The organism is Paraburkholderia sp. CI3, from assembly GCF_050436505.1.
Taxonomy (GTDB): Bacteria; Pseudomonadota; Gammaproteobacteria; order Burkholderiales; family Burkholderiaceae; genus Paraburkholderia; species Paraburkholderia tuberum.
Genome location: NZ_JBNDMI010000002.1, coordinates 680,231 through 705,773, shown reverse-complemented (window position 1 = coordinate 705,773; position 25,543 = coordinate 680,231). Strand labels below are relative to the sequence as shown.

At 64.4% G+C, this 25,543-nt stretch carries 22 protein-coding genes; 8 read left to right on the top strand and 14 right to left on the bottom strand.

The window, feature by feature from the left end; all coding sequences use genetic code 11:
• Window positions 1–19: 19 nt before the first annotated feature.
• Both OKW29_RS06065 and OKW29_RS06060 read left to right on the top strand, forming a co-directional pair.
• Complete coding sequence (locus tag OKW29_RS06065; RefSeq protein ID WP_429290343.1) at window positions 20–994, top strand: LysR family transcriptional regulator; 975 nt, start codon at window positions 20–22, stop codon at window positions 992–994.
• A gap of 199 nt (window positions 995–1,193) precedes the next feature.
• On the top strand, window positions 1,194–2,051 hold the full coding sequence (locus tag OKW29_RS06060; RefSeq protein ID WP_429290342.1) for an MBL fold metallo-hydrolase: 858 nt from the start codon (window positions 1,194–1,196) through the stop codon (window positions 2,049–2,051).
• 180 nt (window positions 2,052–2,231) lie between these two features.
• Here the strand turns inward: OKW29_RS06060 and OKW29_RS06055 are convergent, their stop codons facing one another.
• Window positions 2,232–3,164, bottom strand: coding sequence for a LysR family transcriptional regulator (locus OKW29_RS06055; RefSeq protein ID WP_184068182.1), 933 nt, complete (start codon window positions 3,162–3,164; stop codon window positions 2,232–2,234).
• A gap of 189 nt (window positions 3,165–3,353) precedes the next feature.
• On the opposite strand from OKW29_RS06055, the gene OKW29_RS06050 reads away from it, so the two are divergent.
• The 3 genes from OKW29_RS06050 (at window position 3,354) to OKW29_RS06040 (ending at window position 9,294) form a co-directional block, all read left to right on the top strand.
• Window positions 3,354–4,154, top strand: a complete 801-nt coding sequence (locus tag OKW29_RS06050) for a putative hydro-lyase (protein WP_429290341.1) — start codon at window positions 3,354–3,356, stop codon at window positions 4,152–4,154.
• Between the two features lie 149 nt (window positions 4,155–4,303).
• Window positions 4,304–5,611 carry an MFS transporter gene (locus OKW29_RS06045; protein WP_429290340.1) on the top strand — a complete coding sequence of 436 codons (1,308 nt, stop codon included), beginning with the start codon at window positions 4,304–4,306 and terminating at the stop codon, window positions 5,609–5,611.
• A 50-nt stretch (window positions 5,612–5,661) separates the two neighbouring features.
• A complete protein-coding gene (locus OKW29_RS06040) occupies window positions 5,662–9,294 on the top strand; it encodes a hydantoinase B/oxoprolinase family protein (protein WP_429290339.1) in 3,633 nt (1,210 codons plus the stop codon).
• A gap of 83 nt (window positions 9,295–9,377) precedes the next feature.
• Here OKW29_RS06040 and OKW29_RS06035 read toward each other — a convergent pair whose 3' ends face one another.
• From OKW29_RS06035 to OKW29_RS06010, 6 genes are all read right to left on the bottom strand, one after another.
• A complete protein-coding gene (locus OKW29_RS06035; RefSeq protein ID WP_184033060.1) occupies window positions 9,378–9,731 on the bottom strand; it encodes a DUF1428 domain-containing protein in 354 nt (117 codons plus the stop codon).
• A 561-nt stretch (window positions 9,732–10,292) separates the two neighbouring features.
• Window positions 10,293–10,673 (bottom strand): helix-turn-helix domain-containing protein, encoded by a 381-nt coding sequence (locus tag OKW29_RS06030; RefSeq protein WP_184071904.1) that lies wholly within the window; start codon window positions 10,671–10,673, stop codon window positions 10,293–10,295.
• Between the two features lie 35 nt (window positions 10,674–10,708).
• Window positions 10,709–12,664 carry an ABC transporter ATP-binding protein gene (locus OKW29_RS06025; RefSeq protein WP_429290338.1) on the bottom strand — a complete coding sequence of 652 codons (1,956 nt, stop codon included), beginning with the start codon at window positions 12,662–12,664 and terminating at the stop codon, window positions 10,709–10,711.
• Window positions 12,664–13,656 (bottom strand): ABC transporter permease, encoded by a 993-nt coding sequence (locus OKW29_RS06020; protein WP_429290337.1) that lies wholly within the window; start codon window positions 13,654–13,656, stop codon window positions 12,664–12,666. The genes OKW29_RS06025 and OKW29_RS06020 overlap by 1 nt, the downstream gene beginning before the upstream one ends.
• Window positions 13,653–14,606 (bottom strand): ABC transporter permease, encoded by a 954-nt coding sequence (locus tag OKW29_RS06015; protein WP_090811123.1) that lies wholly within the window; start codon window positions 14,604–14,606, stop codon window positions 13,653–13,655. Before OKW29_RS06015 ends, OKW29_RS06020 begins: the two co-directional genes overlap by 4 nt.
• A 132-nt stretch (window positions 14,607–14,738) precedes the next feature.
• Window positions 14,739–16,319 (bottom strand): ABC transporter substrate-binding protein, encoded by a 1,581-nt coding sequence (locus OKW29_RS06010; RefSeq protein WP_429290336.1) that lies wholly within the window; start codon window positions 16,317–16,319, stop codon window positions 14,739–14,741.
• Window positions 16,320–16,635: 316 nt separating this feature from the next.
• Here OKW29_RS06010 and OKW29_RS06005 point away from each other — a divergent pair, with 316 nt between their 5' ends.
• The 3 genes from OKW29_RS06005 to OKW29_RS05995 all read left to right on the top strand — a co-directional run bounded on the left by OKW29_RS06005 (window position 16,636) and on the right by OKW29_RS05995 (window position 19,779).
• Entirely contained in the window at window positions 16,636–17,526 is an 891-nt protein-coding gene (locus OKW29_RS06005) for a GNAT family N-acetyltransferase (protein WP_184071912.1), read from the top strand.
• 260 nt (window positions 17,527–17,786) lie between these two features.
• Window positions 17,787–19,187, top strand: a complete 1,401-nt coding sequence (locus OKW29_RS06000) for an aspartate aminotransferase family protein (RefSeq protein WP_429290335.1) — start codon at window positions 17,787–17,789, stop codon at window positions 19,185–19,187.
• An 88-nt stretch (window positions 19,188–19,275) separates the two neighbouring features.
• A complete protein-coding gene (locus OKW29_RS05995) occupies window positions 19,276–19,779 on the top strand; it encodes an Lrp/AsnC family transcriptional regulator (RefSeq protein WP_090811115.1) in 504 nt (167 codons plus the stop codon).
• Between the two features lie 92 nt (window positions 19,780–19,871).
• Here OKW29_RS05995 and OKW29_RS05990 read toward each other — a convergent pair whose 3' ends face one another.
• The 7 genes from OKW29_RS05990 to OKW29_RS05960 form a co-directional block, all read right to left on the bottom strand.
• Entirely contained in the window at window positions 19,872–20,273 is a 402-nt protein-coding gene (locus OKW29_RS05990) for a helix-turn-helix domain-containing protein (RefSeq protein WP_090811113.1), read from the bottom strand.
• 11 nt (window positions 20,274–20,284) lie between these two features.
• The gene (locus tag OKW29_RS05985) at window positions 20,285–21,457 is read right to left on the bottom strand and encodes an NAD(P)/FAD-dependent oxidoreductase (protein WP_429290334.1); all 1,173 of its coding nucleotides are present in this window, start codon (window positions 21,455–21,457) and stop codon (window positions 20,285–20,287) included.
• Window positions 21,454–22,830: an FAD-dependent oxidoreductase gene (locus OKW29_RS05980; protein WP_429290333.1), complete on the bottom strand. Its 1,377-nt coding sequence runs from the start codon at window positions 22,828–22,830 to the stop codon at window positions 21,454–21,456. The genes OKW29_RS05985 and OKW29_RS05980 overlap by 4 nt, the downstream gene beginning before the upstream one ends.
• Window positions 22,809–23,120, bottom strand: coding sequence for a (2Fe-2S)-binding protein (locus OKW29_RS05975; RefSeq protein ID WP_429290332.1), 312 nt, complete (start codon window positions 23,118–23,120; stop codon window positions 22,809–22,811). The genes OKW29_RS05980 and OKW29_RS05975 overlap by 22 nt, the downstream gene beginning before the upstream one ends.
• Complete coding sequence (locus tag OKW29_RS05970) at window positions 23,117–23,893, bottom strand: amino acid ABC transporter ATP-binding protein (RefSeq protein ID WP_429290331.1); 777 nt, start codon at window positions 23,891–23,893, stop codon at window positions 23,117–23,119. The genes OKW29_RS05975 and OKW29_RS05970 overlap by 4 nt, the downstream gene beginning before the upstream one ends.
• An 18-nt stretch (window positions 23,894–23,911) precedes the next feature.
• Complete coding sequence (locus OKW29_RS05965; protein WP_184071925.1) at window positions 23,912–24,568, bottom strand: amino acid ABC transporter permease; 657 nt, start codon at window positions 24,566–24,568, stop codon at window positions 23,912–23,914.
• A 114-nt stretch (window positions 24,569–24,682) separates the two neighbouring features.
• A complete protein-coding gene (locus OKW29_RS05960) occupies window positions 24,683–25,486 on the bottom strand; it encodes an ABC transporter substrate-binding protein (protein ID WP_184071928.1) in 804 nt (267 codons plus the stop codon).
• Window positions 25,487–25,543: the final 57 nt, after the last annotated feature.

The following is a 25,543-nucleotide window of genomic DNA, read 5'->3' as shown; positions in this document are numbered from 1 at the left end:
TTTGCGAATGGAGTCAGCCATGAATGAGGTCCGGGCGATTTCGGTGTTCGTCCGTGCAGCAACGCTCGGCAGCTTCCGTCGGGCAGCCGCAGACCTGGGCATCTCGCCGCAGGCCGCGAGCCACGCGGTCATGCAGCTCGAAAAGTCGCTTGGCGTCCGGCTGTTTCATCGGACAACGCGAAAGTTGAGCCTGACCGAAGAGGGGCAAAGACTATCGCAAAGTGTCGAGCCAGCGCTCGCTATGTTGTCGTCCGCGATTGACGATGCTCGCCGTTCAGGGGAAGAAGTTGCGGGGCCCCTACGGATAAGCGCTCCGACGGCGCTCGGGCGAACGGCGCTCTGGCCATCGATCCTTGAGTTTGCGGCGCTATACCCTGACGTGCAGATCGATATTCGCTTCGACGATCATTTCACGGACCTCGTCAGCGATCGCGCCGACGTCGGCTTGCGCGGCGGGTCCCCGCCTTCCGAGGGGGCGATTGCCAGGCGACTGCTACCGATTCAGTTGATCGTATGCGCGTCGCCAGCCTACCTCGAACGGTACGGCACGCCGAAAACCGTGGACGAGCTCGATGCGCATCGTTGTTCTGGATACCGGCGTGCGAACACCGGCAAGCAGGCGCCGTGGGAATTTATGGTGGGCGGGGAGATTGTGTATCGGGAGATGGCTGCTTCGGTCTGTTCGAACGATATCGACGCTGAAACCGAAGCGGTACTGGCCGGCGTGGCAATTGGGCAGCTTGGAAGCTTCTCGGCCGTCTCACACATCCGGGCTGGACGGCTCGTGCCTTTGCTCACTCAGCATTTGACCCAGCGCGAGTCGATTTACGTCTACTACCGTCGCCGGACGGAACAACCGCTCCGCGTGAGAACCTTCATCGACTTCATCGTTGCGCGCCTCGCGGACAACAGTCAATTTTTCCTCACAGCAGAGGAGTTGGTTACTTCGACGGGCAGAAGCGGCCGCGCCAGGAGCAGACGAAGTGCCGCGTAGGGGTGTCTGTTGCGGCAAGCGTAGCCAGCCGTGGTAAATCACGCGCCAAACGCAGACAAGGCTTCGTAGCGGGACAAGGGCGTGACGAACGAGCCGTTTCCGCCTGTACATCACTGATCGTGTAACAATCCCTCCAACGACCGCGAGACGCCAGCGAGCGTCGAGCCGGCGGATGCGCACGTCAGCCCGGGAGCATCAGATGAAGCCCATACGTAATGCCGACTCTGCTTCAGGAGAGTGGTACATCGACACTGCATGCATCAATTGCGGTGCATCTCGTCACGTCGCGCCTGGGCTGATTGTCGAGCGCAGCGACAAGAGTGTCTTCGTTCGGCAGCCGGCCACACCGGAAGAGCAGCTTGATGCCTGGCGTGCGGTGCTCGTATGCCCTACGGCGTCGGTACGCAGCGAAACGAAACAGCCTCGTCCGAACGCAGCGATCTTTCCGCAGCAGATCACATCGGACGTGTGGCGCTGTGGATTCAACGCACGGTCGTCGTTTGGCGCACATTCTTATTTTGCCGCGCGTCCGGAAGGCAATCTGCTCGTCGACTCCCCGCGCTATGCGGCGGAACTCGTGAAATGGTTTGACGGCGCTGGCGGTATTGCGCACATTCTGCTGTCGCATCGTGACGACGTCGCAGACGCGGACAAATACGCGCGTCAATTCGGCGCACGCGTCTGGATTCACCGCGAGGACGTGTCGGCCGCCCCATATGCGACGGATCTGCTCGACGACGGTTCAGCACTGAACATTGCGGCCGGCGTGCGCGCGATCCCTGTACCCGGGCACACTCGGGGTAGCGTCGTGTACCAGCTCGATGATCGCGTGCTGTTCTCGGGGGATTCGCTTGCCTGGAGCCCACGCCAGCAGGACCTCGTCGCGTTCAGGGACGCGTGCTGGTACTCGTGGACAGCGCTCACCGAATCGCTCAGCAAGTTGGCCGCGTATCGCTTCGAATGGCTGCTTCCTGGTCACGGTTGGCACGCGCATTTGCAGGCTGCGGAAATGAATGCCCGCTTGCTCGCATTGGTTGCACGCATGCGAAAGGACTGAATTCGCTGTTTTTCGCTAAAACGCGTCGTCCTTGCCCCTGTGGAAACGCTTGAACTCGAACCGCACGTGCTAAACAATCGCCTCGACCAGGATCGACGAAGTCGTCAACGATCTGGAGCGCGGGGTCGAATGACTCTTCTTGGGTCGCTTGCCGCCTCCAGAGTCCGCAAGAGCCGGGCTCTATAGCCGCTCGATCAGGCGTCGGTCTCCCTGCTCGCAGTATTCATGACACGCCGCACGTGCCGCGTTCGCTGCGCCGTGCACGAAAAGCGGCGCATCCGCGCGTCGGGACATCGACACCACGATGGACGGCGGCGAGGGCTGCAGCGGCAGTTCGACCACCTCGCCTCGCGCGATCAGATCATCGACGAACAGACGCGGAATTGCCGCCACGCCGAAGCCATCGCGCACGAGTTGCACGATCACCGAAATCGATGGCGAACCCGTAATGCGCGTATCCGCGAGCGGCACGCCGTTGGCGAGTGCGAGCTTGCTGACGATGTCCTCCAGCGCGCGATGAGGCGCCGTCCCGCGCCCGAATGTGAGGATCGGATGACGCAGCACGCGTTTCGCGAGTCCGCTGCGCGAAGGCGGTAGCAGCCCCGCGCGCGCGATCCAGTGCACCGGATAGTTCGCGAGCGCATCGCAGACGATCGATTCCTCGTCGCTGCCTTCCACGCGAACGATGAGATCGAGTTCGCCCGCCATCAGACGCCGCTGCAGCACCACGCTCACGTCCACCGCAAGCTCCACTTCGAGCTGCGGATAGTCCTTCGAGAGCCGCCGCAGATAGTCGGCAAGCCAGCTATGCACGACCGTCTCGATCACGCCGAGTCGCAACTTGCCGCGCATCGCGCCTTCATGTGACGCGGCGGCCTGCAACTGGCGCGTCGCCTCGACCACGGCCTTCGCGTAGCCGAGCAGATATTCGCCGTTCGGCGTGAGCCGAAATTCGCGGCTCTCGCGATCGACGAGCACGGTATGCAATTCGTCTTCCAGTGCCTTCAGGCGCTGCGAGATCGCCGCCGGCGTGGCGTGAAGCGCGGTCGCCGTAGTGCGGAAACTGCGCAGCTTGGCAAGCGTGACGAAGGTTTCGAGGAAGCGCGTATTCATCAGTCAAAGGTGGGCAATGCAACGGGAGCAAACCGCTCCAAAAATCTCAACGTGACTCGGGAAAACCCGCGATTCCGTTAAGAAATTCTATTCACCTGGCGCAAAGAAAACTAGCTGGCGTCAAATTTTCTTCTTTTCTATGCTTCGCCTGACGGTAGGCAAAACGCATCGCCCACCGCAGACAATCCGATGCAACCGCCAGAGCACGCTAACACCATGACTCCATCCGAATTCCGCCAGGCCGTCCGTCACCGCGACTTCCGTGGCCCGACGGCCGGCCATTGCGGCGACTACGCGCAAGCCAATCTCGCGATCCTGCCGGCTGCGCACGCGCACGATTTCCTGCGCTTTTGCCATGCGAATCCGAAGCCATGTCCGCTGCTCGGCGTGGGCGAGCCTGGCGAGTTCCGCGTGCCGATGCTCGGGCGCGACATCGACATCCGCACCGACGTGCCCGCGTACAACGTCTATCGCGACGGCAACCTGAGCGAGCGCGTCGAATCGATCGAAGCGCTCTGGCAGGACGATTTCGTCGTATTTGCAATTGGCTGTTCGTTCTCGTTCGAGCACATGCTCGCGAAGGAAGGCATCGGCCTGCGCCACGTCGAAGAAGGCCGCAACGTGCCGATGTACCGCACCAGCATCGCCAACCAGCGGGCGGGCGTGTTCGGCGGCGAACTCGTCGTGTCGATGCGGCCGCTGCGCGGCGCCGACGCGATCCGTGCCGTGCAGATCACGAGCCGCTTTCCGGGCGTGCATGGCGCGCCCGTGCATATTGGCGATCCAGCGGAACTCGGCATCGTCGATCTCGCGCGCCCCGAGTTCGGCGAACCGGTGACGATCCGCGCGGGCGAACTGCCTGTCTACTGGGCTTGCGGCGTGACGCCGCAAACGGCACTGATGGCCGCAAAGCTGCCGCTCGCGGTTGCGCACGCGCCGGGCCACATGCTGATGACGGATATCACTAACGCGTCGCTGGCTATTTTCTGACCGTCCCGGCGGCGCGCCGCGCCGTCGTGCAACAGGCGATTCACAGCACCTCGAAGCCATCGGGCCGCGCGGCCCGGAGGGAATGACGCATCCCTACGTTCGTGCGTGGCTTCGATCGTTTCCCATGCGTCTATCCATAGGAGCAGCAGATGGACAGCAAGACACTCACGGCGAGCGTCGACGATGCCGCCGACATGAAGTCAGGAACGGGAAGCCCGCAGCTTTCCTGGTATGCCGAAGCCGGTCCGCACGCGCGTCGCGCGTTCTGGAGTTGCAAGGTCGGCTACATGCTCGACGGCATGGACACGCAGATGCTTTCCTTCGTCATCCCGACGCTCGTCGCTACCTGGGGCATCTCGCTCGCGGACGCCGGCTTCATCGGCACGTTGACGCTGCTGTCCTCTGCGCTCGGCGGCTGGCTTGCCGGCATTCTTTCCGATCGCATCGGCCGTGTGCGCACGTTGCAGCTCACCGTCTTGTGGTTCGCCGTGTTCACCGGCCTATGCGGCCTCGCGCAGAACTACGGCCAGTTGCTCGCGGCTCGCGCATTGATGGGCTTCGGCTTCGGCGGCGAGTGGACGGCGGGCGCGGTGCTGATCGGCGAGGTGATCCGCGCGCGCGACCGCGGCAAGGCGGTCGGTCTCGTGCAGTCGGGCTGGGCGCTCGGCTGGGGTATGGCGGCCCTGCTCTACGCGGTGCTGTTCTCCGTGGTGGCGCCTGAAATCGCGTGGCGCGCATTGTTCCTGATCGGACTCGTGCCTGCCCTGCTCGTGCTCGCGATCCGCCGCTATGTGAAGGAACCTGAAGTATTCGAACAGGCCAGGGTTCAGCAGTACGACACTCAAGACACGCCGCGCTTCACTGAGATCTTCTCTCCCAGGCTGCTTTCGACGACGCTGCGCGCCGCACTGCTTACGACGGGCGCACAGGGCGGCTACTACGCGATCACGACGTGGCTGCCGACTTTCCTCAAGACCGAACGTCATCTCACGGTGATGGGCACGGGCGGCTATCTGGCGACGATCATCGCGGGCTCGTACGCGGGCTATCTGTGCAGCGCGTGGCTCACGGACCGCATCGGCCGCAAGCCGAACTTCATTTTGTTCGCGCTGGGCTCGATGGCGATTGCCTTCGCGTATACCTCGTTGCCGCTCACGAATGCATCGATGCTGTGGCTCGGCTTTCCGCTCGGCTTTTTCGCGTCGGGCATTTTTTCCGGCATGGGCGCGTTTCTCACCGAACTGTTTCCGACCCGTGTGCGCGGCTCGGGCCAGGGGTTTTGCTACAACGTCGGCCGCGCGATCGGGGCGCTGTTTCCGGTGCTGATCGGCGTGCTGTCGAGCCGCTTCGGCCTGGGCACGAGCATCGGGATTTTCGCCGTGGCCGCGTATGGCGTACTGATCATCGCCGCGCTTACGCTGCCCGAGACGCGCGGTCGCGAACTCGAATCGGCCTGATTTTCATCTTGCGCACACCACTACCACTTTCGCATCACGACCACGACACCATGAAGCACGATCACGCCTCCGATGTTTGCACGCCGTCCCGCTGGCAGTTCTGGATCGACCGCGGCGGCACGTTCACCGATATCGTCGCGCGCCGCCCGGATGGCACGCTCACCACGCACAAGCTGCTTTCCGAACACCCGGAGCAGTATCGCGATGCGGCTGTCGCCGGGATTCGCCATGTGCTTGGCCTGCGAGCCGGAGAACCCATTACGTCGCGCGACGTCGAGATGGTCAAAATGGGCACGACGGTCGCGACCAACGCGCTGCTCGAACGCAAGGGCGAGCCGGTAGCGCTCGTCACCACGCGAGGCTTGCGCGATGTGTTGCGGATCGCGTATCAGAACCGCCCGCGCCTCTTCGATCTCGACATCGCGTTGCCGGAAGCGCTCTATGAGAGCGTGGTGGAAATCGACGAACGCATGAGCGCGCAAGGCGAAGTGGTCGCGACGCTCGATCACGCGGCAGCGGAGCGCGCACTGCGCGAGGTCTACCACAAGGGCATCCGCGCACTCGCAATCGTGCTGATCCACGGTTATCGCCACACGTCGCATGAAAGCGAGCTTGCGGATCTGGCGCGCCGAATCGGCTTCACGCAGATCTCGGTTTCCCACGAAGTCTCGCCGCTGATGAAGATGGTCTCGCGCGGCGATACGACCGTGGTGGATGCCTATCTGTCGCCCATCCTGCGCCGATATGTGGATCAGGTCGCCAGCGAAATGCCGGGCGTGAACCTGCAGTTCATGCAAAGCAGCGGCGGACTGACACGCGCCGATGTATTTCAGGGCAAAGATGCGATTCTCTCCGGCCCGGCGGGCGGTATCGTCGGCATGGTGCGCGCGGCACAGGCAGCGGGCTTCGAGCGCGTGATCGGCTTCGACATGGGCGGCACGTCGACGGACGTCTCGCACTTCAACGGCGAGTTCGAGCGCGTATTCGAAACGCAGGTGGCAGGCGTGCGGATGCGCGCGCCGATGATGAGCATCCATACCGTGGCGGCAGGTGGCGGCTCGGTGCTCGGCTTCGACGGCGCCCGGCTGCGTGTCGGCCCCGACTCGGCGGGCGCCAATCCGGGTCCGGCGGCGTACCGGCGCGGCGGCCCGCTCGCGGTCACCGACTGCAACGTGATGCTCGGCAAGATTCAGCCCGACTATTTTCCGCGCGTCTTCGGTCCGAACGCGAACGAGTCGCTCGATCGCGAGGTCGTCGCTGAACGCTTTCGGGCACTCGCCGATGAAATCTTCGCGGCTACGGGTCAGCGTCGCACACCAGAAGAGCTCGCCGAAGGTTTCCTGGAGATCGCCATTGGCAGCATGGCTAACGCGATCAAGAAAATTTCAGTGCAACGCGGCCACGACGTCTCGCAGTATGTGCTGACGACTTTCGGCGGCGCGGGCGGCCAGCATGCGTGCGGTGTGGCCGACGCGCTCGGCATGACACGGGTGTTCGCGCATCCGCTTGCCGGTGTGCTCTCCGCTTACGGCATGGGCCTCGCGGATCAGACGGCGATGCGCGAGCGAGCGCTTGAAATCTCGCTCGACGACTCATCGCTTGCGACGCTGGAAGCCGCGCTCGATGCGCTCGCGGCCGATGCAACCGGCGCCCTGCTCGAACAGGGCGTGGACGCCGCGCGTATCACGACTGAGCGACGTGTCCATCTGCGCTATCAGGGCACCGATTCATCGCTCGCAGTGCCAGCGGGCAGCGTCGACGCAATGCGCGCCGCGTTCGAAGCGGCCTATCGTCAACGCTACGCGTTCCTGATGGCGGATACGCCGCTCATCGCGGAACTCGCTTGCGTCGAAGCGATCGGCCATTCCGACGCGCCAGTCGATGCCGGCAGCCTGCCGCAGCGCGCGGCAGGCGACGCGCCCCATGCGCAGTCGGTTGTGCGCATGTATTCGAGCGGTAGCTGGCACGACGCATCGCTCTACCAGCGCGAAACGCTGTGCGCAGGCGACACGCTCGACGGCCCGGCGATCATCGCCGAAAAGAACGGCACGACCGTGGTCGAGCCGGGATGGCAGGCGGTGCTGACCGTTCAAGGCAACGTGGTGATGACCCGCGTGCAACCGCTGCCCACGCGCCGCTCGATCGGCACCGAGGCCGACCCCGTGCGCCTCGAAATATTCAACAATCTGTTCATGTCGATTGCCGAGCAGATGGGATTGCGTCTGCAAAACACGGCGTATTCGGTGAACATCAAGGAGCGCCTCGACTTCTCGTGCGCGATCTTCGATGCTGCGGGCAATCTGATTGCGAACGCGCCGCACATGCCCGTGCATCTGGGATCGATGGGCGAGAGCATCAAGACCGTCATCGAGCGAAATCGCGGCGCGATGCGCGACGGCGATGTGTTCATGCTCAACGACCCGTACCACGGCGGCACACATTTGCCCGACGTGACCGTCATCACGCCCGTGTTCGCAGACGGTTCGGCCGAGCCGCTCTTCTACGTCGGCTCGCGCGGCCACCATGCGGATATCGGCGGAATCACACCCGGTTCGATGCCAGCCGCTTCGTCGCATATCGAAGAAGAAGGCGTATTGGTCGATAACTGGCAGCTTGTTTCAGCGGGCGTGCTGCGCGACGCCGAAACACGCGCGCTGCTCGCATCGGGCCGCTATCCGGCACGCAACGTCGCACAGAACATGGCCGATCTGCGCGCGCAGATCGCAGCGAACCAGAAGGGCGTGGACGAGCTGCGCCGCATGGTCGCGCAATTCGGCCGCGACGTGGTGCTCGCCTTCATGCAGCACGTGCAGGACAATGCCGAAGAAGCGGTGCGCCGCGTGATCGGCGCCCTCAAGGACGGCGCGTACCGTTACGAACTCGATAACGGCGCGGTGATCGACGTCGCGATTCGCGTCGATGCTGCGACGCGCAGCGCGACCGTGGACTTCAGCGGAACGTCCGTGCAACTGCCGAACAACTTCAACGCGCCGAAGGCGGTCTGCATGGCAGCCGTGCTGTACGTGTTCCGCACGCTCGTCGGCGACGACATCCCGCTCAACGCGGGTTGCCTGAAGCCACTCTCGGTGATCGTCCCGGACGGCTCGATGCTCAATCCGGTTTATCCGGCAGCGGTGGTCTCGGGCAACGTGGAGACATCGTCCGCGATTACGAATGCGCTCTATGGTGCGCTGGGCATCGTCGCGTCCAGTCAGGGCACGATGAACAACTTCACGTTCGGCGACGCGCGCTACCAGTACTACGAGACGATCGCAGGCGGCAGCGGCGCGGGCGATGGCTTCTGCGGCGTCGACGCGGTACAGACGCACATGACCAACTCGCGCCTGACCGATCCCGAAGTGCTCGAATGGCGCTATCCCGTGCGGCTCGAGTCGCACCTGATCCGCGCGGAGTCGGGCGGCGCGGGACGCTGGCGCGGCGGTAACGGCGCGATCCGGCGCATCCGCTTTCTTGCGCCGATGACCGCGTCGATTCTCTCGAACAACCGCATTCACGCGCCTTTCGGCGCGGCAGGTGGACGCGCGGGAAGGCGGGGCAGCAATCGCGTCGAGCGCGCGGACGGCGAGATCGTCGCATTGGGCCATATCGCGAGCGTCGAGATGGCCGCGGGCGACGTGTTCGTGGTGGAAACGCCGGGTGGCGGGGGGTTCGGGGAAGCGTAATGCTTCATGGACTGCGGATGTTCAATGCCGGACAGCGGCGTCGGCTCGCGTCTCACTCGAACCGGCGCCATATTTTTACGCCATCACGCGTCGACAATCACTTCGAAACCGCCATAGATTAGTCGCTGACCGTCAAAAGGCATCGGATCTTTTCCCGGTTGCAGCCGTTGGTCGGCCATCACCGCTTTCATCCCTTCGTCTCGCGACTGACGCGACGGCCAGACAACCCAGGAGAACACCACCGTCTCATCATCCTTGCGCTTGATCGCCATTGGGAACGACGTCACCTTGCCCTCTGGCACGTCATCTCCCCAGCACTCGACCACCTTCAACGCACCGTACTCCTTGAAGACGGCCGCCGCTCTTTCGGCGAACTGCCTGTAAATTTCGCGGTTGGCCGTAGGTACGGGGACAACAAATCCATCGATGTAATTCATTTGCAATCTCCTTGTTTACACACGCACAGTAGGTGCCCGTTGGCAGCGCATCGCAACACGGCCGCCCATACGCACGACGAGCGGGGAGTCAAAAAATCGACAATAGTCGTGTCGCTTTGCTCTGATAGCCTGCGGCTCTTCGAGGCATGGCGTCGGCCTGCTTACTTAGGGCCTGTTCACGCTAATAACGGGCTTGCGAACGTGCCTTTCCGCGCGTAGTGCAAGGAGAGAGGAGCGCCGTTTGGCCGAGCCAAACAAGCGACGACCGACGCCGCAATACGGGCGGAAAGGCACGTTCCCCTGTTTTAAAAAACCTTCAAGGGGCTGGCCGCCAGAAGGGCCGATCGCCGCGTCATGCTCCTTGCGAATACGTCGAGTATTCGTTGCGTCGCAATCCTTGCGCTCGGCCCTTCTGGCGGCCAGCGCAAGCCCGTTATTAGCGTGAACAGGCCCTAGGCGGTTGCCCGATGCCGAGCAGGTTGCCCACGCTATCTCTGAACCAGGTAGCTCTTTCGCCTACCCCACTGCAACGCGTCCAGCTCACCTCCATGGGCCCTCGCTTCATCTGAATGCGCTGCCCGATTCTGGCGAAGCAACGAAATGCCCCGGCGTCACGCCGACCGCGCGCCGAAAGTGTCGGCCAAGGTGACTTTGATCGAAAAATCCGACTTCGGCAGCGACCTCACAGGGCGGGACGCCGTCACGCAATAGCCGTTTAGCGTGCTGAATTCGCACCAGACACACATAACGATGAGGCGAAATACCCACCTCTTTGCGAAACAGGGTGGCGAAGCGCGAAACACTCAACCCGGCGGTGGCGGCGAGCGTCGCGAGGCTGACGGGCTGCGCGAACGAACTCTCGATAAAAGCCACGGCCCGCCTGATCGCGCGCGACATCGCCACGGTCCTGTCGCCTGCGCAGTCGTAGAAGACTCCGGTCATGTTCTATCCCCTCGCGCTACGTTTTCGTAGCGGCATCAGACCCGCACCGTGCCGGACTGCGCGAGCACGCTCGCCGCAGCAACACCGTCGGGCGGCCCGCTCTGGTATCGCTCCAGTTCCGCTTCGCTGCGATGGCACAGCACCTGCGCGCCGCTCGCGAGCGTGCGCACGCTCGGCGACGTGCGATTGCAGACACCGTCGATGCGCATCGGGCATCGCGCGAGAAATGTGCAAAGCTCCGGCTCACGGGTCGACTCACCGATCGGCGGCAACGTCTGATGACAACGCTCGCCCGCTTCTTCGAGCCAGCCGGCGCGAAGCTCCGGCGCCGACGACACGAGCAGATGCGAATACGGGTGATACGGCGGCGCCAACAACGCGTCGCGGTTGCCCGTCTCGACGCGGTGCCCCGCGTACAGCACGACGATGTCGTCGCTGATCGCACGCACCTTGGCGATGTCGTGCGTGATGAACAGATATGACACGCCGAGCTTCTTTTGCAGATCGCGCAGCAGCTCGAGAATGGCAGCGCCGACCACCGTATCGAGCGCGGACGTGACTTCGTCGCACAGGATCAACTTGGGTTCGGCGGCCAGCGCCCGCGCGAGATTCACGCGCTGTTTCTGCCCGCCCGACAGCTCTCCGGTGCGCCGCTGCGCCAACTCGGCAGGCAGGCGCACCAGGCCCAGCAGTTCGGCGACGCGGCGACGCGCGGCCTCGCCCTTCATGCCATGATAGAACTTCAGCGGACGCGCCAGCGTGCGCTCGACGGTGTGCGTCGGATTAAGCGCGGTGTCGGCGTTCTGGAACACGATCTGGATACAGCGAAACTGTTCGCGGCTGCGGCGGCTGAGGTTGGCGGCGAGCGGCTCACCGTCGAGCAGCAGATTGCCGCGCGCCATCGGCACGAGCCCGGCGATCACCTTCGCGAGCGTCGTCTTGCCCGAACCGGATTCGCCGATCACGCCTACCGTCTGACCACGATCGATCACGAGGTCCACGTCGCGCAGAATGACCTTGTGCGGCCAGCCCTTCGCGTCGGTGCGGCCGTAGCCGGCCGTCAGACCGCGCAGTTCGAGCAGCGGCGTGTTCGGCCGGGCTGCGTCGGGAGCCGCCGAGGTGGAGGCAGCCGGGGCGACGGGCGTCACGGCAGCAATCAGGCTTTGCGTATACGGGTGCGCCGGCGCATGCAGAATCTGTTCAGTGCGGCCTGTTTCGCGGATTTCACCATTGCTTAGCACGACGATGCGATCCGCCATCTGCGCGACCACCGCCAGATCGTGCGATACGTAGACGGCCGTCATTTCGCATTGGCGGATCACGCTGCGAAACGCTTGCAGCACGTCGATCTGCGTGGTGACGTCGAGCGCCGTGGTCGGTTCATCGAGGATCACGAGTTCGGGGTCGGTGATCAGCGCCATCGCCGCCATCAGCCGCTGCAACTGGCCGCCCGACACCTGGTGCGGATAGCGCCGGCCGATCGTCTCCGGCTCCGGCAGCGCGAGCGCGCGGAACAGTTCGACCGCTTTGGCCCGCGCGGCGCGCTTGCTGAGCGTGCCGTGAATCAGCGCGCTTTCGATCACCTGGTCCATGATCGGGCGCGCCGGGTTGAACGCAGCGGCCGCGCTTTGCGCGATGTAGGCAACCTTGCGGCCACGCAATCCCGCGAGCGCTTTCGGCGAGAGCCCGAGCACGTCGGTGTCGCCCACCCGGATCGCGCCGCCCGCGATGCGGCAGCCGCTGCGTGCATGGCCCATCAGCGACAGTGCGATCGTGGTCTTGCCCGAGCCCGACTCGCCGATCAATGCGAGCACCTCGCCGCGCGCAATCTCGAAGTCGATGTCATGCACGATCGTCGTATCCGGCTCGCCGGGCCGGCTTCCCACCACGCGCAGGCCCCGTACCTCGACCAGATTCGACGGCGGTAGCGGCGCGGTCCTCGAGATGGCCTCAAAGGCCGCGTGAGCACGTCTGAAAAAGGGTGCCTTCATCAGTGGCCTCCATCGGCATCAGGCATGCCCTTGCGGCGGCCATGATGCGGCAGTCCGTCGATCAGCAGGTTCACGCCGACCGTGAGCATCGCGATTGCGATCGCGGGCAGGATCACGACCGGCACGCCTTCACCGAGGCCGGCGATGTTCTCGCGTACCAGCGAACCGAGATCGGCATACGGCGGCTGCACGCCGAGACCGAGAAAGCTCAGGCTGCTCAATAGCAGCACGACGAAAGTGAAGCGCAGTCCGGTGTCGGCGAGTATCGGATGAATCATGTTCGGCAGCATCTCGAAGCACGCGATGTAGAGCGCGCTTTCGCCGCGCGCCCGCGCGACCTGCACGTATTCGAGCGTGCCGATATTGACCGCCAGCGAGCGGGCGATCCGGTACGAGCCCGGCATGTAGCTGATCGCCGCGGTCACGATCAGCAACGGCAGTGACGAGCCGAACGCGGCGACGATCATCAGCGCGAACATCTTCGACGGAATCGACGTCACCGCATCGAGCAGCCGGCTCATGGTTTCGTCGATCCGGCGGCCGGCCACGGCCGCGAGCAGCCCCAGCATGGTCCCCGTGAGCGCCGCGAGCAGCGCCGCCGCCAGCGCGAGCACGACCGTCAGGCGCATCCCGTAGATGATGCGGGTCAACATGTCGCGACCGAGGTAGTCGGAGCCGAGCGGCAGCTTCGCGCTGAAGCCCGCGAATACGTCAGGCGTGACGATCGCGCCGACCGAATGCGGCGCGAGCCACGGTGCGAACGCCGCGACGAACAACGCGCAACTGACCATCGCCAGGCCGATCCAGCCGCCGGTCGACAGGTTCATGCGTTGCGCGAGGCTGCGACGGCGCACCGGTCGAGGCGCCGGGCCTCCGCCGCCGCCCCAGGACCGCGCGGGATCGGCGCCCTGCGGCATCATGCTGCTGCGTTGCACCGGTTCGAGCGCACCGAGCCGGTGAGGCGCATCGGAAGAAGGTCGAAGAATCGTCATGTCCGCAGCCTCGGGTTCGAGATGATGGCGCACAGGTCGGCTAGCAGCACGAGCAGCAGATAGCCGAGGCAGAACAGCAGCGTGCAGGCCTGTACGAGCGGGAAGTCGCGGTTGCTCACCGCGTCGACCATCAGGCTGGCGAGGCCCGGGTAGTTGAAGATGGTCTCGACGACGATCACGCCGCCAAGCAGATAAGACAGGCTCAGCGCGATTGCATTGGCGATCGGGCCGATCGCATTCGGCAGTGCGTGGCGCAGTACGATGCGGGCGGGGCTCGCGCCCTTGAGCATCGCCATTTCCACATACGAAGAACTGAGTTGCTCGATCACCGCGGCGCGTGTCATGCGGGCCATCTGCGCGATCACGACCGCGCACAGCGTGACGACCGGCATCGCATACGCGCGCAGAAAGTCGTGCAGGCTCTCGATCTCGCCGCTGTACGACAGCGCTGACAGCCAGTGCAGCTTGACGGCCAGCACCAGCACCGCCAGCGTCGCGATCAGGAACTCGGGCGTGGCGACCAGCGACAGCGTACCGAGGCTCACGATCCGATCGATCAGCGAGTCGCGCTTGACTGCCGCGAGAATGCCCGCCGACACCGCGATCGGCACCGACACCCCGGTGGTGATCGCCGCGAGGGTCAGCGACTTCGGCAGGCGCCCTTCGATCATCTCGGACACCGGCAGATTGCTCGACAGCGACACGCCAAAGTTCGCGTGCAGCAGACCGACGAGCCAATGGAAGTACCGCAGGTATGCCGGCTGGTCGAGGCCGAACTGCAGCCGCAGCGCCGCGACCGTATCCGCCGTCGCCGACTGGCCGAGTGCGGCCTGCGCGGCATCGCCCGGCAACAGGTTGGTGATCACGAAGATGATGATCGAGACAATCAGCAGCGTCAGCGCAGTGACGGCGACGCGCCGGCCGATCAACTGGGCGATATTCCCGTTCATGGGCATGAGCTCCTCGGTTAGGCTGCGCAACACGGCGAGTCATACATGAGCCGTGCCGCTCGGGTGCGCTGCGGCTGCCTGCCGCGAGCGGCGCGGCGGGGGCCACCCGCCGCGTCCGGGCGCTTCAGCGGGTCACGCGTTCCACCACACGTACTCGGCGAAGTTGAAGCCCATCATCGCGCCGGTAGGCACGGGCTGGAGCCCTTGCAAGTGCTTGTCGTTCGCATCGAGCAGGCTCAGGAAGGTCGGGATGCCAATGCCGCCCTGCTCCGATACCAGCACCTGCATGTCGCCGTACATCTGCTTGCGTTTCGCATCGTCGGTTTCCGAGCGGGCCGCGGCCAGCAACTGGTCGAACTTCGGGTTGTTCCAGCCCGACTCGTTCCACGGGGCGTCCGACTTGAAGAACTGCGTGAACAGCACATCGGCGCTCGAGCGCGGATTGACGTTGCCGAACCCGAGCGGATGCTTCATCCAGTGCGTCGACCAGTAACCATCCGCCGGCACGCGGTTGATGTCCAGGTTCACGCCGATCTTCGCGGCGGACTGCTGCAGCAGCACACCCATCTCGATCGAGCCGTTCGCATCGGTGGTCGCATAGATCGGCGGCAGCGTCGTACCGATCGCGCCTGCCTTCTGGAAGTGGAACTTCGCCTTGTCCGGGTCGTGGGGACGCTGCGGCAGCGACGCATCGAAGTAGCGGTGTCCGGGCGGAATCGGTTGATCGTTGCCGATCACCGCATAACCGCGAAATACCGCCGAGCGGATCTGGTCACGGTCGAACAGATACTTCATGCCCTGCACGAAATCGGGGTTGCCCGTCAGTGGGTTGTCGCGGCGCATGATCAGATCGGTATAGAGGCCCGACCTGGTCTCGCGCACCTCGTAGCCCGGCGTCGCGGCAATGCGCTGCGTCGCGCGCGGATCGACGGAATTGATCAGGTGAACATCGCCGGACAGCAGCGCATTCACCCGTGCCGCGTTATCGCCGATACCGATCAGCTCGATCTGGTCGAGGTAAGGGCCGCCGCCGGTCTTCCAGAAACTGTCGTTACGGATGCCGACGGTCGAAACGCCGGGCTTGAACGTCTTCAGCTTGTACGGGCCGGTGCCGACGGCTGTCGCGAAGTCCGTCGTGCCGTCCTTGATGATCACGAATTGCGGCGTGGCAAGAATCACGGGCAGGTCCGCGTTGGCGGACGCGAGCGTCAGCGTGACTTCGTTGGGACCGGTCTGCTTCGCCTCCACGAACTGATCGGCCAGCGTCTTCACCTTCGACGCCGTTGCCGGATTCTTGTGACGCATCAGCGAGTAGACGACATCGGCGGGCGCGAGTGGCTTGCCGTCGTGGAACGTGACGCCTTTGCGCAGTTTGATCACCCACGCTTTCGCGTCGCTGGTGTCGATCGATTCGGCGAGATTCATCCTCGGCGTCAGCGACGAATCGAGCTGCGTCAGGCTGCTATAGAACATGAAGAAGCGGATGTAATCGGAGCCTGCCGAACCCTTGGCCGGGTCGAGCGTATCCGCGGTCGAGGATGCGTCGTAGGCCACCCGGATCTTGCCGCCTTTCTTCGGCGTGGGTGCCGCGAATGCCGGGCGAGCCCCCGCCAGCAGACCTCCCGCGCCGGTGGCAAGGATGCCGCCGGCGGCCAGCAAACGCATCATGTCACGGCGGCTGAAGCCGCCCGTTTTGATTGGGTCGTCGTACATGCAACTGCTCCTCACTCGTGATTGAACGCGGGGTATCCAGCATTGGTGTTCGACGGCGCTCCGCGTGCTGGTCGCGGCGCGGTGGCATTGCATGAATCGATTTAAGCACTGCAAAAAATGGCGTTGATCGCGTATCGGTGGATTCGACCATTCGAAAACACGGTTTTGAGTGGTCAAAACAGCATGATTTGCCGCTCCTGGCGTTGACCCTGATGTTCTGGACAGGACGCCCCCCCCACGATGAGAAGTTCGTACTAGTCAATCAGCGGGCAACGTGCAACAGTCGCGGCACGGCCGACTATTCACGGAGCGCCCCGTGTCCGATCCAACGCCTCACGCACGTTTCACCTACAGACGCCTGACAGCCGACGACATCCCTGCCGCTCAACGCCTGTCCGCCGCGATCGGCTGGCCGCATCGCCGTGAAGATTGGCGGTTCTCGGCGCGCACCGGGATCGGCTTCGTCGCCGAGACGGCGGGCGCGCTGGTCGGCACCGTGGTGTGCTGGAAGTTCGGCGCGGATCAGGCGACGCTGGGCATGCTGATCGTCGCGCCGGAGCATCGCGGCGTGGGTATCGGCCGCACGTTGCTCGCGCACGCGCTCGACGAGCTTGGCAAGCGTGACATCACGCTCTATGCGACCGAGGCTGGCCAGCCGTTGTGCGACGCGCTCGGCTTCGAGCGCTGCGGCGCCCTCGACCAGATGCAGGGTGCGGCGTTCCGGCCGCCGCTCGTTGCGCTGCCCGCCAACGAGCGGCTGCGCCCGCTCGGGGCGAGCGACGCGCAGCAACTCGTCGCGCTCGAATCACGCGCTAGCGGCCTCGATCGCAGCCACGTACTGCCGCCGCTGCTCGATCTGGCCGACGGTATCGCGCTCGATCGCGACGGCGAACTACTCGGCTTCTCGCTGTTCCGCCGCTTCGGACGCGGCTTCGTGATCGGCCCCGTCGTCGCCAGCGCGTTTCCCGACGCCGTGCGGGCCAAGGCGCTGATCAGCCATTGGCTCGCGCTGAACGAAGGCGCGCTGGTGCGCATCGACGTGCCGCACGGACACGGCCTGCGCGAGTGGCTAACCGGCCTCGGTCTCGCACGCTCGGAGACGGTCGTGAAGATGCGCCGGCTTGCATCCGCGCCAGCCGATGGCGAGTCGAGCCGCGCCGACCCGGGGCTGCATCAGTATGCGGTGATCGCGCAGTCGCTCACCTGAGCCAGGTGAAGCCACGCTGAACCTGAACCCGCTGCACCGCGGCGCATCTCTCTTCCACACGCAAACACGGCCGCTCATGCACGGCAGCGTTGGGGTTCGCCCTGCTATTAAGCATGCCCAGCAGAAAATGCTGTCTGCGGGGTGAAAAACGCTGCACCGACGCTCTTTAGGCTTTTTTTTGGCTGAACGGCACCCATACGGCTGTCGCTACTATCGAGGGGTGACTCTTACCTGATCGCCACGTGCGGGGAACCACCATCATGTCAAACTCATCGCTGATCGACGCCGACCGCAAGCACCTGATTCACCCGGTCATCAACTATCGCGCGCACGAGGCGCGCGGCACCACCGTACTCGAATCCGGCCAGGGCGCGTATCTGCGCGATATCGACGGCAACGAGCTGCTCGACGCATTTGCGGGCCTGTGGTGCGTGAACGTGGGTTACGGCCAGCAGAGCATCGTCGAAGCGGCGACGCGTCAGATGACGAAGCTGCCCTACGCGACCACCTACTTCCACTTCTCGTCGGAACCCGCGATCGAACTAGCCGAAAAACTGGTGTCGCTTGCGCCCGCTTCGCTGCAGCACGTCTATTTCACGCTCGGCGGCTCCGATGCGATCGACTCCGCGATACGCTTCATCACGCATTACTTCAATGCAACGGGGCGCCCGGCGAAAAAGCAGATGATCGCGCTCGAACGCGGCTATCACGGATCGTCGTCGGTCGGCGCGGGGCTCACTGCGCTGCCCGCGTTCCACCGCAACTTCGACCTGCCGCTGCCGCACCAGCACCATCTGCCGTCGCCGTATGCGTACCGTCAGCCGCAAGGCAGTGACGCGCAAGCGCTGATCGCCGCATCCGTCGCCGCGCTCGAAGCGAAAGTCGCGTCACTCGGGGCGGAGAACGTCGCCGCGTTCTTCTGCGAGCCGATCCAGGGTTCGGGCGGCGTGATCGTGCCGCCGGTCGGCTGGTTAAAGGCGATGCGCGACGCGTGCCGCCGCCTCGACATCCTGTTCGTCGCCGACGAGGTCATCACGGGCTTCGGTCGTACCGGCCCGCTCTTCGCGTGCGAGGCCGAACAGGTCGAGCCGGATCTGATGACGGTGGCGAAGGGGCTGACCTCCGGTTATGCGCCGATGGGCGCGGTGCTGATGTCCGACGAAATCTACCAGGGCATTGCAGGCGATGCGCGCGATACCGCGGTCGTCGGTCACGGTCAGACCTACTCCGCGCATCCGGTAAGCGCCGCCATCGGGCTCGAAGTACTGCGTCTCTATCAGGAGGGCGGTCTGCTCGCGAACGGCATCGCGCAGGCACCGCGCTTTGCCGCCGGGCTCGACGCGCTGCTCGCTCATCCGCTGGTGGGCGACTCGCGTCATCGCGGACTGCTCGGCGCGCTGGAACTGGTCGCGGACAAGAACTCGCGGGCACGCTTCGATCCGTCGCTGAAGCTGCCGGACCGGATCACGGCCGCAGCCTACCGCAACCGCCTGGTGTTCCGCGCATTCGGCGACAGCATTCTCGGTTTCGCGCCCGCGCTGTGCTTCGGCGAGGCCGAGTTCGAACAACTGTTCGGCCGTCTGCGGCGCACGCTCGACGACGTGCTCGAGCAGGCGGAGGTGCGTGCCGCATTGCACGGCGCGAGCCGCGCGGCCGCCTGAGCGCGTGATAACATCGGCCTGCGCGTTGCTTGACCAAGGCGAAGCGCAACGAAGCGAAAAGCAGAACCTTCGACGGGCAGACCGATACATGACGACAAGCGGCGACACGAAGCTGGACCGGATCGACCTGCGTATTCTTTCGCAACTCCAGAAGAAAGGCCGTATCACGAACGTCGAGCTTGCGGACGCCGTGGGGCTCTCGCCGAGCCCCTGTCTGATTCGCGTGAAAAGGCTTGAAAAAGCCGGCTATATCGTCGGCTACGGCGCACATATCCAACTGCAGAAACTCGGTGACGTGCAGATCGTGTTCACCGAGGTCACGCTCGCCGACCATCGTCGCGAAGACTTCGCCAAGTTCGAGGCGGCGATCCGTCCTGTGGACGAGATCATTGAATGCCATCTGGCGAGCGGCGGCTACGATTACCTGCTGAAGTTCGTCACGCGCAGCGTCAATCATTATCAGAGCGTGATCGAAGGGCTGCTGGAGCGCGACATCGGCATCGAGAAGTATTTCAGCTACGTCATCATCAAGACGCCATTCGTGAAATCCGAATACCCGCTGGAAACCCTCTTCTCGCAGCAGCATCAATGAGGCGGTGGTGGTTTCGGCTGCGCGCGCCGGCCCGATCGGGTCGAATGCGTTCGAGGCCACCGGCGCGACGCCGGTGGCCTGTCGACTTGCAGTCAACCATTCGCGCTCAGCCATTCCCCCGGCGTTCTGCCAAGCACACGTTTGAAGTGCCGGCATAGATGGCTTTGATCGAAGAAGCCCACCTCGGTCGCGACGATCGACGGCGGCAAGCCTCGTCGCAACAGGCACTGCGCATGCCGTACGCGCACCAGCCGCACATATTGCTGCGGCGACACGCCAATCTCCGCGCTGAAGCGCACCGCAAACCTCGAAATGCTCAACTGCGCGACGGCAGCCAGTTCGGACAGGCTGATTGGCTCGGCGAAACAGGCATCGATGAAGTCGAGCGCACGCTGCACGGCGCGGCTCACGCGATTCGGCGCGCGCGTCGGATGACGGCTCGCGCCCGCAAGCTCAGGCGCGGATGATGATGAGGTTGGGCTCAGGCTCAGCATCGACGCTCCGCTCACGCAACGCGCGACGTGGGCGGCACTGTCGGTGCCGTCTCCCGACCGGTCGCGAAGCGGCGGATGTCGAACGGCTCGAGCGGCGTGCTGGTGGCGCCGGTGTCGATCAGTTCGGCCATCGCGTCGCCTACGCCCGGACCAAGCTGAAAACCGTGGCCGCAAAAACCGAACGCATAGAACAGTCCGCCGGTCGTCCCGCTTGCACCCATGATCGGTTTGTCATCGGGCATATAGCCCTCCACGCCGCTCCACACCCGGATGATGCTCAGTTTGCGCAGCATCGGCGCGACCCGCTGCAGCTGTCTGAACTGCAGCAACGTACTTGACGGGAGAACCTTCGCGCGACGCTCGTCGAGATACGCAGGCGCACGCGCGCAGCCGCCGATCACGATATTGCCGCGCGCGACCTGGCGGAAATACACCACCTCTTCGATCTGTGGCGACGACACCCCGACCACCGGCTGGATTGCATACGGCACGGGTTCGGTAACGGCCATCTGTGGACCGTTGACGGCGATCGGCACCGCTTCGCCGAACTGCTCCGACAGCAGGTTGCCCCACGCACCCGCCGTGATCAGCAGCACGGGCGCATGAAACGTGCGGCCGTCGGCGCTCGTGGCGCGAAACTCGGCGCCCTCTTTTTCCACCGTCACGACATCGCAGTTTTCGACGATCCGCGCACCGAGCCGAGCCGCGGCGCGGGCGAACGCGGGCGCCGCGAGACGCGGATTCGCGTGCCCGTCCATCTGCGAATAGGAGCCCGCCAGCACCTCCGCACCGAGAAACGGAAACCGCGCGCGCAGCGCGTCGCCGCGCAACAGGTCGAGCTTGAGACCGTAGTGCGCGGCCTCCTTCGCATAGGTTTCGAACTGGTCGGCCTGCTCTTCGCGATAACAGACGCGGACATGGCCCGACATCAGAAACTCGGCGTCGTGCTGGATCAATTCCGGCAGACGCCCCCAGATTTCGCGCGACCGGTTCGCGAGCGGCAATTGCGGCAGAAAGCGCCCTTGACGGCGCACGTTACCGAAGTTGGTGCCGCTCGCCTGCTGCCCGACGAGCTGGCGCTCGAGCAGGATCACCGAGCGGCCCCGCTGCCTCAGAAAAAATGCGGCGGACGCACCCATGAACCCGCCGCCCACGATCAGAACATCGGCTTGTGCACGGTTCACTCGGTATCCTCCACGGTTGCGATGGTCAGCGGCTTGACCGGCGCCTGTCCACGAAGTCTGCCAACCTGCTCGAGCGGCACGTTCGCCGCCGCCGCGATCACCTCCGCGCCCGCATGGCCGCAGTAACGTCCCTGACAGCGCCCCATACCGACACGGCTAAAGGCCTTGGCACGGTTCGCTTCCTGCGCGCCTTCATCGCGCACCACGCGGCGCAGTTCGCCCGCGGTGATGCCTTCGCACCGGCAAACGATCGTATCGTCGGACAGACGCGCCGCCTGCGCGGCAGGCCACGCAAACGCCTCCACGAGACCGAGTCGGAAGCGATCCATTTTGCGCTGTTCGCGCGTCAACGCGTCGAGCGTGGTCGCCGCAACGGGCCGCCCGAGATCGCTCAGCGCAGCGTGAGCCGCGAGCCGTCCGGCGACCTCGGCGCCGTCCGCGCCGAGCACGCGCGCGCCATCGCCCGCGATATAGACGCCCTTTTCGCTACTGCGACCGAGTTCGTCGATTTGCGGCACCCATTGCCGCGTGATCGCGTCGAAACGGAACGCACAGCGCGCGAGATCGGCAAGCTGGGTTTCCGGCCGCAGGTGATAGCCGAGACCGACCGCGTCGCAATCGACCTGCGCGACGTTGCCGCGCGCCTCGCGAAAGCGTACGCCAAGCACGCCGTCGTCCGGAGTGCCGAGAATTTCGAGCGGCTCGATGCCGTTTTCCACCCGCACGCCTGAGCGCTTCAATGCGGTCACGAGCGCGCGGCCCTTGCGCAATACGTCGACGCGCGCCAGCAATTTGGGCAGCGCGCGCAAGCGCGCACCGGTCTTCGACGTGTCGAGTACCGCCGCTACCCTGGCGCCCGCCTGCACATACTGGTTCGCGACCAGATACAGCAATGGGCCGGTACCCATGAAAACGACCTGACGGCCAATCGCGCAGGCCTGCGACTTCAGCGCGATCTGCGCGGCACCGAGGCTGTAGGTGCCGGCGAACTGCCAGCCTTTGACCGGCATCAACCGGTCGGTCGCGCCGGGGCACAGGATCAGCGCGTCGTAGCGCAACACGCTCGCGTGTCCTTCATGCACGATATGCAGCTTGCCTTGCGCGACGTTCCACGCCAGCGTCTGCGGACGGTAATCGATCTGCGGGCGCAGTCGCTCGAAAGTTTGATGGAGGTTCTCCGCGCGCGCGGCTTCCGTGCCGTACAGCTTCGAATACGGCCGCGTGAAGCCATCGGGCTGACGCCGGTAGATCTGGCCGCCATCGCGCCTGCCTTCGTCGACGACGATCGGGCGGATGCCGGCCGCCAGCAGCGCTTCCGCGCAGCGCACCCCTGCAGGCCCTGCGCCGACGATTACGATGCGAGGTTCGGCCATTGCGCCTCCGGTTGCGTCGTGACGACGCGCATGCCTGCTTCGACCACCGTGGTGCAGGCGCGCAGCCGCTCGCCGTCCGCGGTCCATACCCAGCAGTCCTGACACGCGCCCATCAGGCAAAAGCCCGCGCGTCGTTCCGCGCCGAACTCGGACTGCCGCACATGCCGCACCGAGCACAGCATCGCAGTGAGCAGCGTGTCGCCGGCCAGCGCTTCGACCGGCTCGCCGTTGATCTTCAGTTCGACTTTGGCGCGAACCGTCTCGCCTACGCGTACGAATCTGCCGTTCATGCCGCGGCTCCTGCCATACCGTCGGGCGCGACGTGAGCGTCGCTGCGATTGGTCAGCACGTGGCGCAGGAACTCGCGGGTGCGCGCCTCGCGCGGCGAGCCCAGCACCTGCTGCGCCGTGCCCTCCTCGATGATGAGCCCCGCGTGCAGAAAACACACCCGGTCTGCCACCTCACGCGCAAAGCCCATTTCGTGGGTGACCACCAGCATCGTCATGCCTTCCCGTGCGAGGGTGCGCATCACGCCGAGCACTTCGCCGACCAGTTCCGGATCGAGCGCCGAGGTCGGCTCGTCGAACAGGATCGCCTTCGGCTTCATCGCGAGCGAGCGCGCAATCGCCACCCGTTGCTGCTGCCCGCCCGAAAGCTGATGAGGATAGGCGTGCAGCTTGTGGCCGAGCCCCACCTTGTCGAGCAGTTCAGACGCTTCGCGTTGCGCGTCCGCGCGCGCGAGGCGCTTGACATGCACCGGCCCTTCCATCACGTTCTCGAGCGCCGTACGGTGCGGGAACAGGTTGAAGCGCTGAAACACCATGCCGACCTGGGTGCGCAACTGGTTGATGTTACGCGCGCGCTGTTCGACGCGCTCGCCGAGCAGACGAATTTGGCCTTCGTCGTATGACTCCAGCGCGTTAATGCAGCGCAGCAGGGTTGACTTTCCCGAGCCCGACGCACCGATCAGGCAGACCACTTCGCCCTGGCGGACCTTGAGCGAAATGCCCTTGAGAACGGGTACGGTGCCAAAACTCTTGTGCACATTCGTGATTTCGATCATCGCATCCTCACTTCGCACTTATCTCGCCCTGTGCCGACCGAAACGTCGTTCAAGCGTGCGGGTCATGCTCATCAGCGGCAAGCTCATCGCGAGATAGCCGAGCGCGACGAGCGTATATACCGTCAGATTCTGAAACGTCGACGACGCGATCAGTTGGCCTTCGCGCGTCATTTCGGCGACCGTGATGGTCGACGCGAGCGATGAATCCTTCAGCATCATCACGAGCGTGTTGCTGTACGGCGGCAGCGCGACCTTGATCGCCTGCGGCAGGATCACCCGTATCATCGTCTTCACGCGGCCCATGCCGATCGACTGCGCGGCTTCGTACTGGCCCGGATCGACTGCCTCGATACCCGCCCGGAAAATTTCCGCGACGTAAGTCGAGTAACCGAAACCAAGCCCAATGATGCTGGCCTGCAGCGCCGACACCTGGATGTGGATTTCCGGCAGCACGAAGTAGATGTAGAACAGCAGCACGATCATCGGCAGGCCGCGCACGACGTTGATCATCGTGCTCACACCGCGTACGACGAGGGGATAGCGCGACATCTTCAGCAATGCCCAGGTCAGGCCGAGCACGGTGCTCAACACCAGACAACCCAGCGTGATGACGATGCTCATCACCGCGCCTTCCAGCAAAATCGGTACAAAGTCGGCTATATCTTGCCAGTGCATGTCGTGCCTTCCATTGCTCTTCGTATTCGTTCAGTCCGCCGCGCCGCTGCGCGACGGACCTGGCAGGACGAGTCCCGCGTCGCCGCGGGCACGGCTCTTTTCACGCGAAGCCAATCAGCTCACCAGGTGCCACTTTTTGAGGATCGCGTCGAGCGTGCCGTCGGCCTTCATCTTCGTCAGCGCGTCGTTGATCTTCGCCATCAGCGCGCTGTTGCCCTTCTTCACCGCGATCGCGATGTCGAACTTTTCCATCGGCACGTACGCGTCGTCGACCCGCGTCCCCGCCATCGCGCCCGCTGCTTCCTGGGCCTTCAGGATCGGATAGTCGTTGAAGCCCGCGACGATGCGGCCAAGCGCGACATCGCGCGTCATGTCGGCGGGGCTGTCATACATCTTCACTTCGGTGAAGATGCCGAGTTTCTTCAACTGATCGCCGTAGTCGGTACCGGTCGGCGCCCCGACCGTCATGCCCTTCAGGTCCTGCACCGAGTGATAGACCGCCTTGTTCGTGTCCTTCACGATGATGCCTTCGCCAAACGCCGTCACCGGCTGCGAGAAATCGACCACTTCGGCGCGCTTCGGCGTCGGCGTCATGCCGGCAACGATGATGTCGATCTTGCCCGCTACCACCGACTGGATCAGCGCCGAGAACGGCACCGCGTCATACGACACGTTAAAGTTTTCGCGCCTGCCGATCTCCTTGACGACATCCGGCATCAGGCCTTCGATCTGCTGCGTCTTCACGTTCATGAACGTGGTCGGCGCGCTCGACGGCGGCGAGCCCGCGGTGAGCGTCGCCGTTTCGGCAGCGTGGGCGGCGCCGAACATCATCGTCATCGCGAGGCCCGCGCCGGCGGCAAAGCGCTGCACAGTGTTGAAGCGGACGGCGGCTGCAGGCTGGAACATGAAACGCAACATGGGGATTTCCTCTGGGAATAGTGATTTTCAATCTACGCGCTGCCCGACCATCTAACG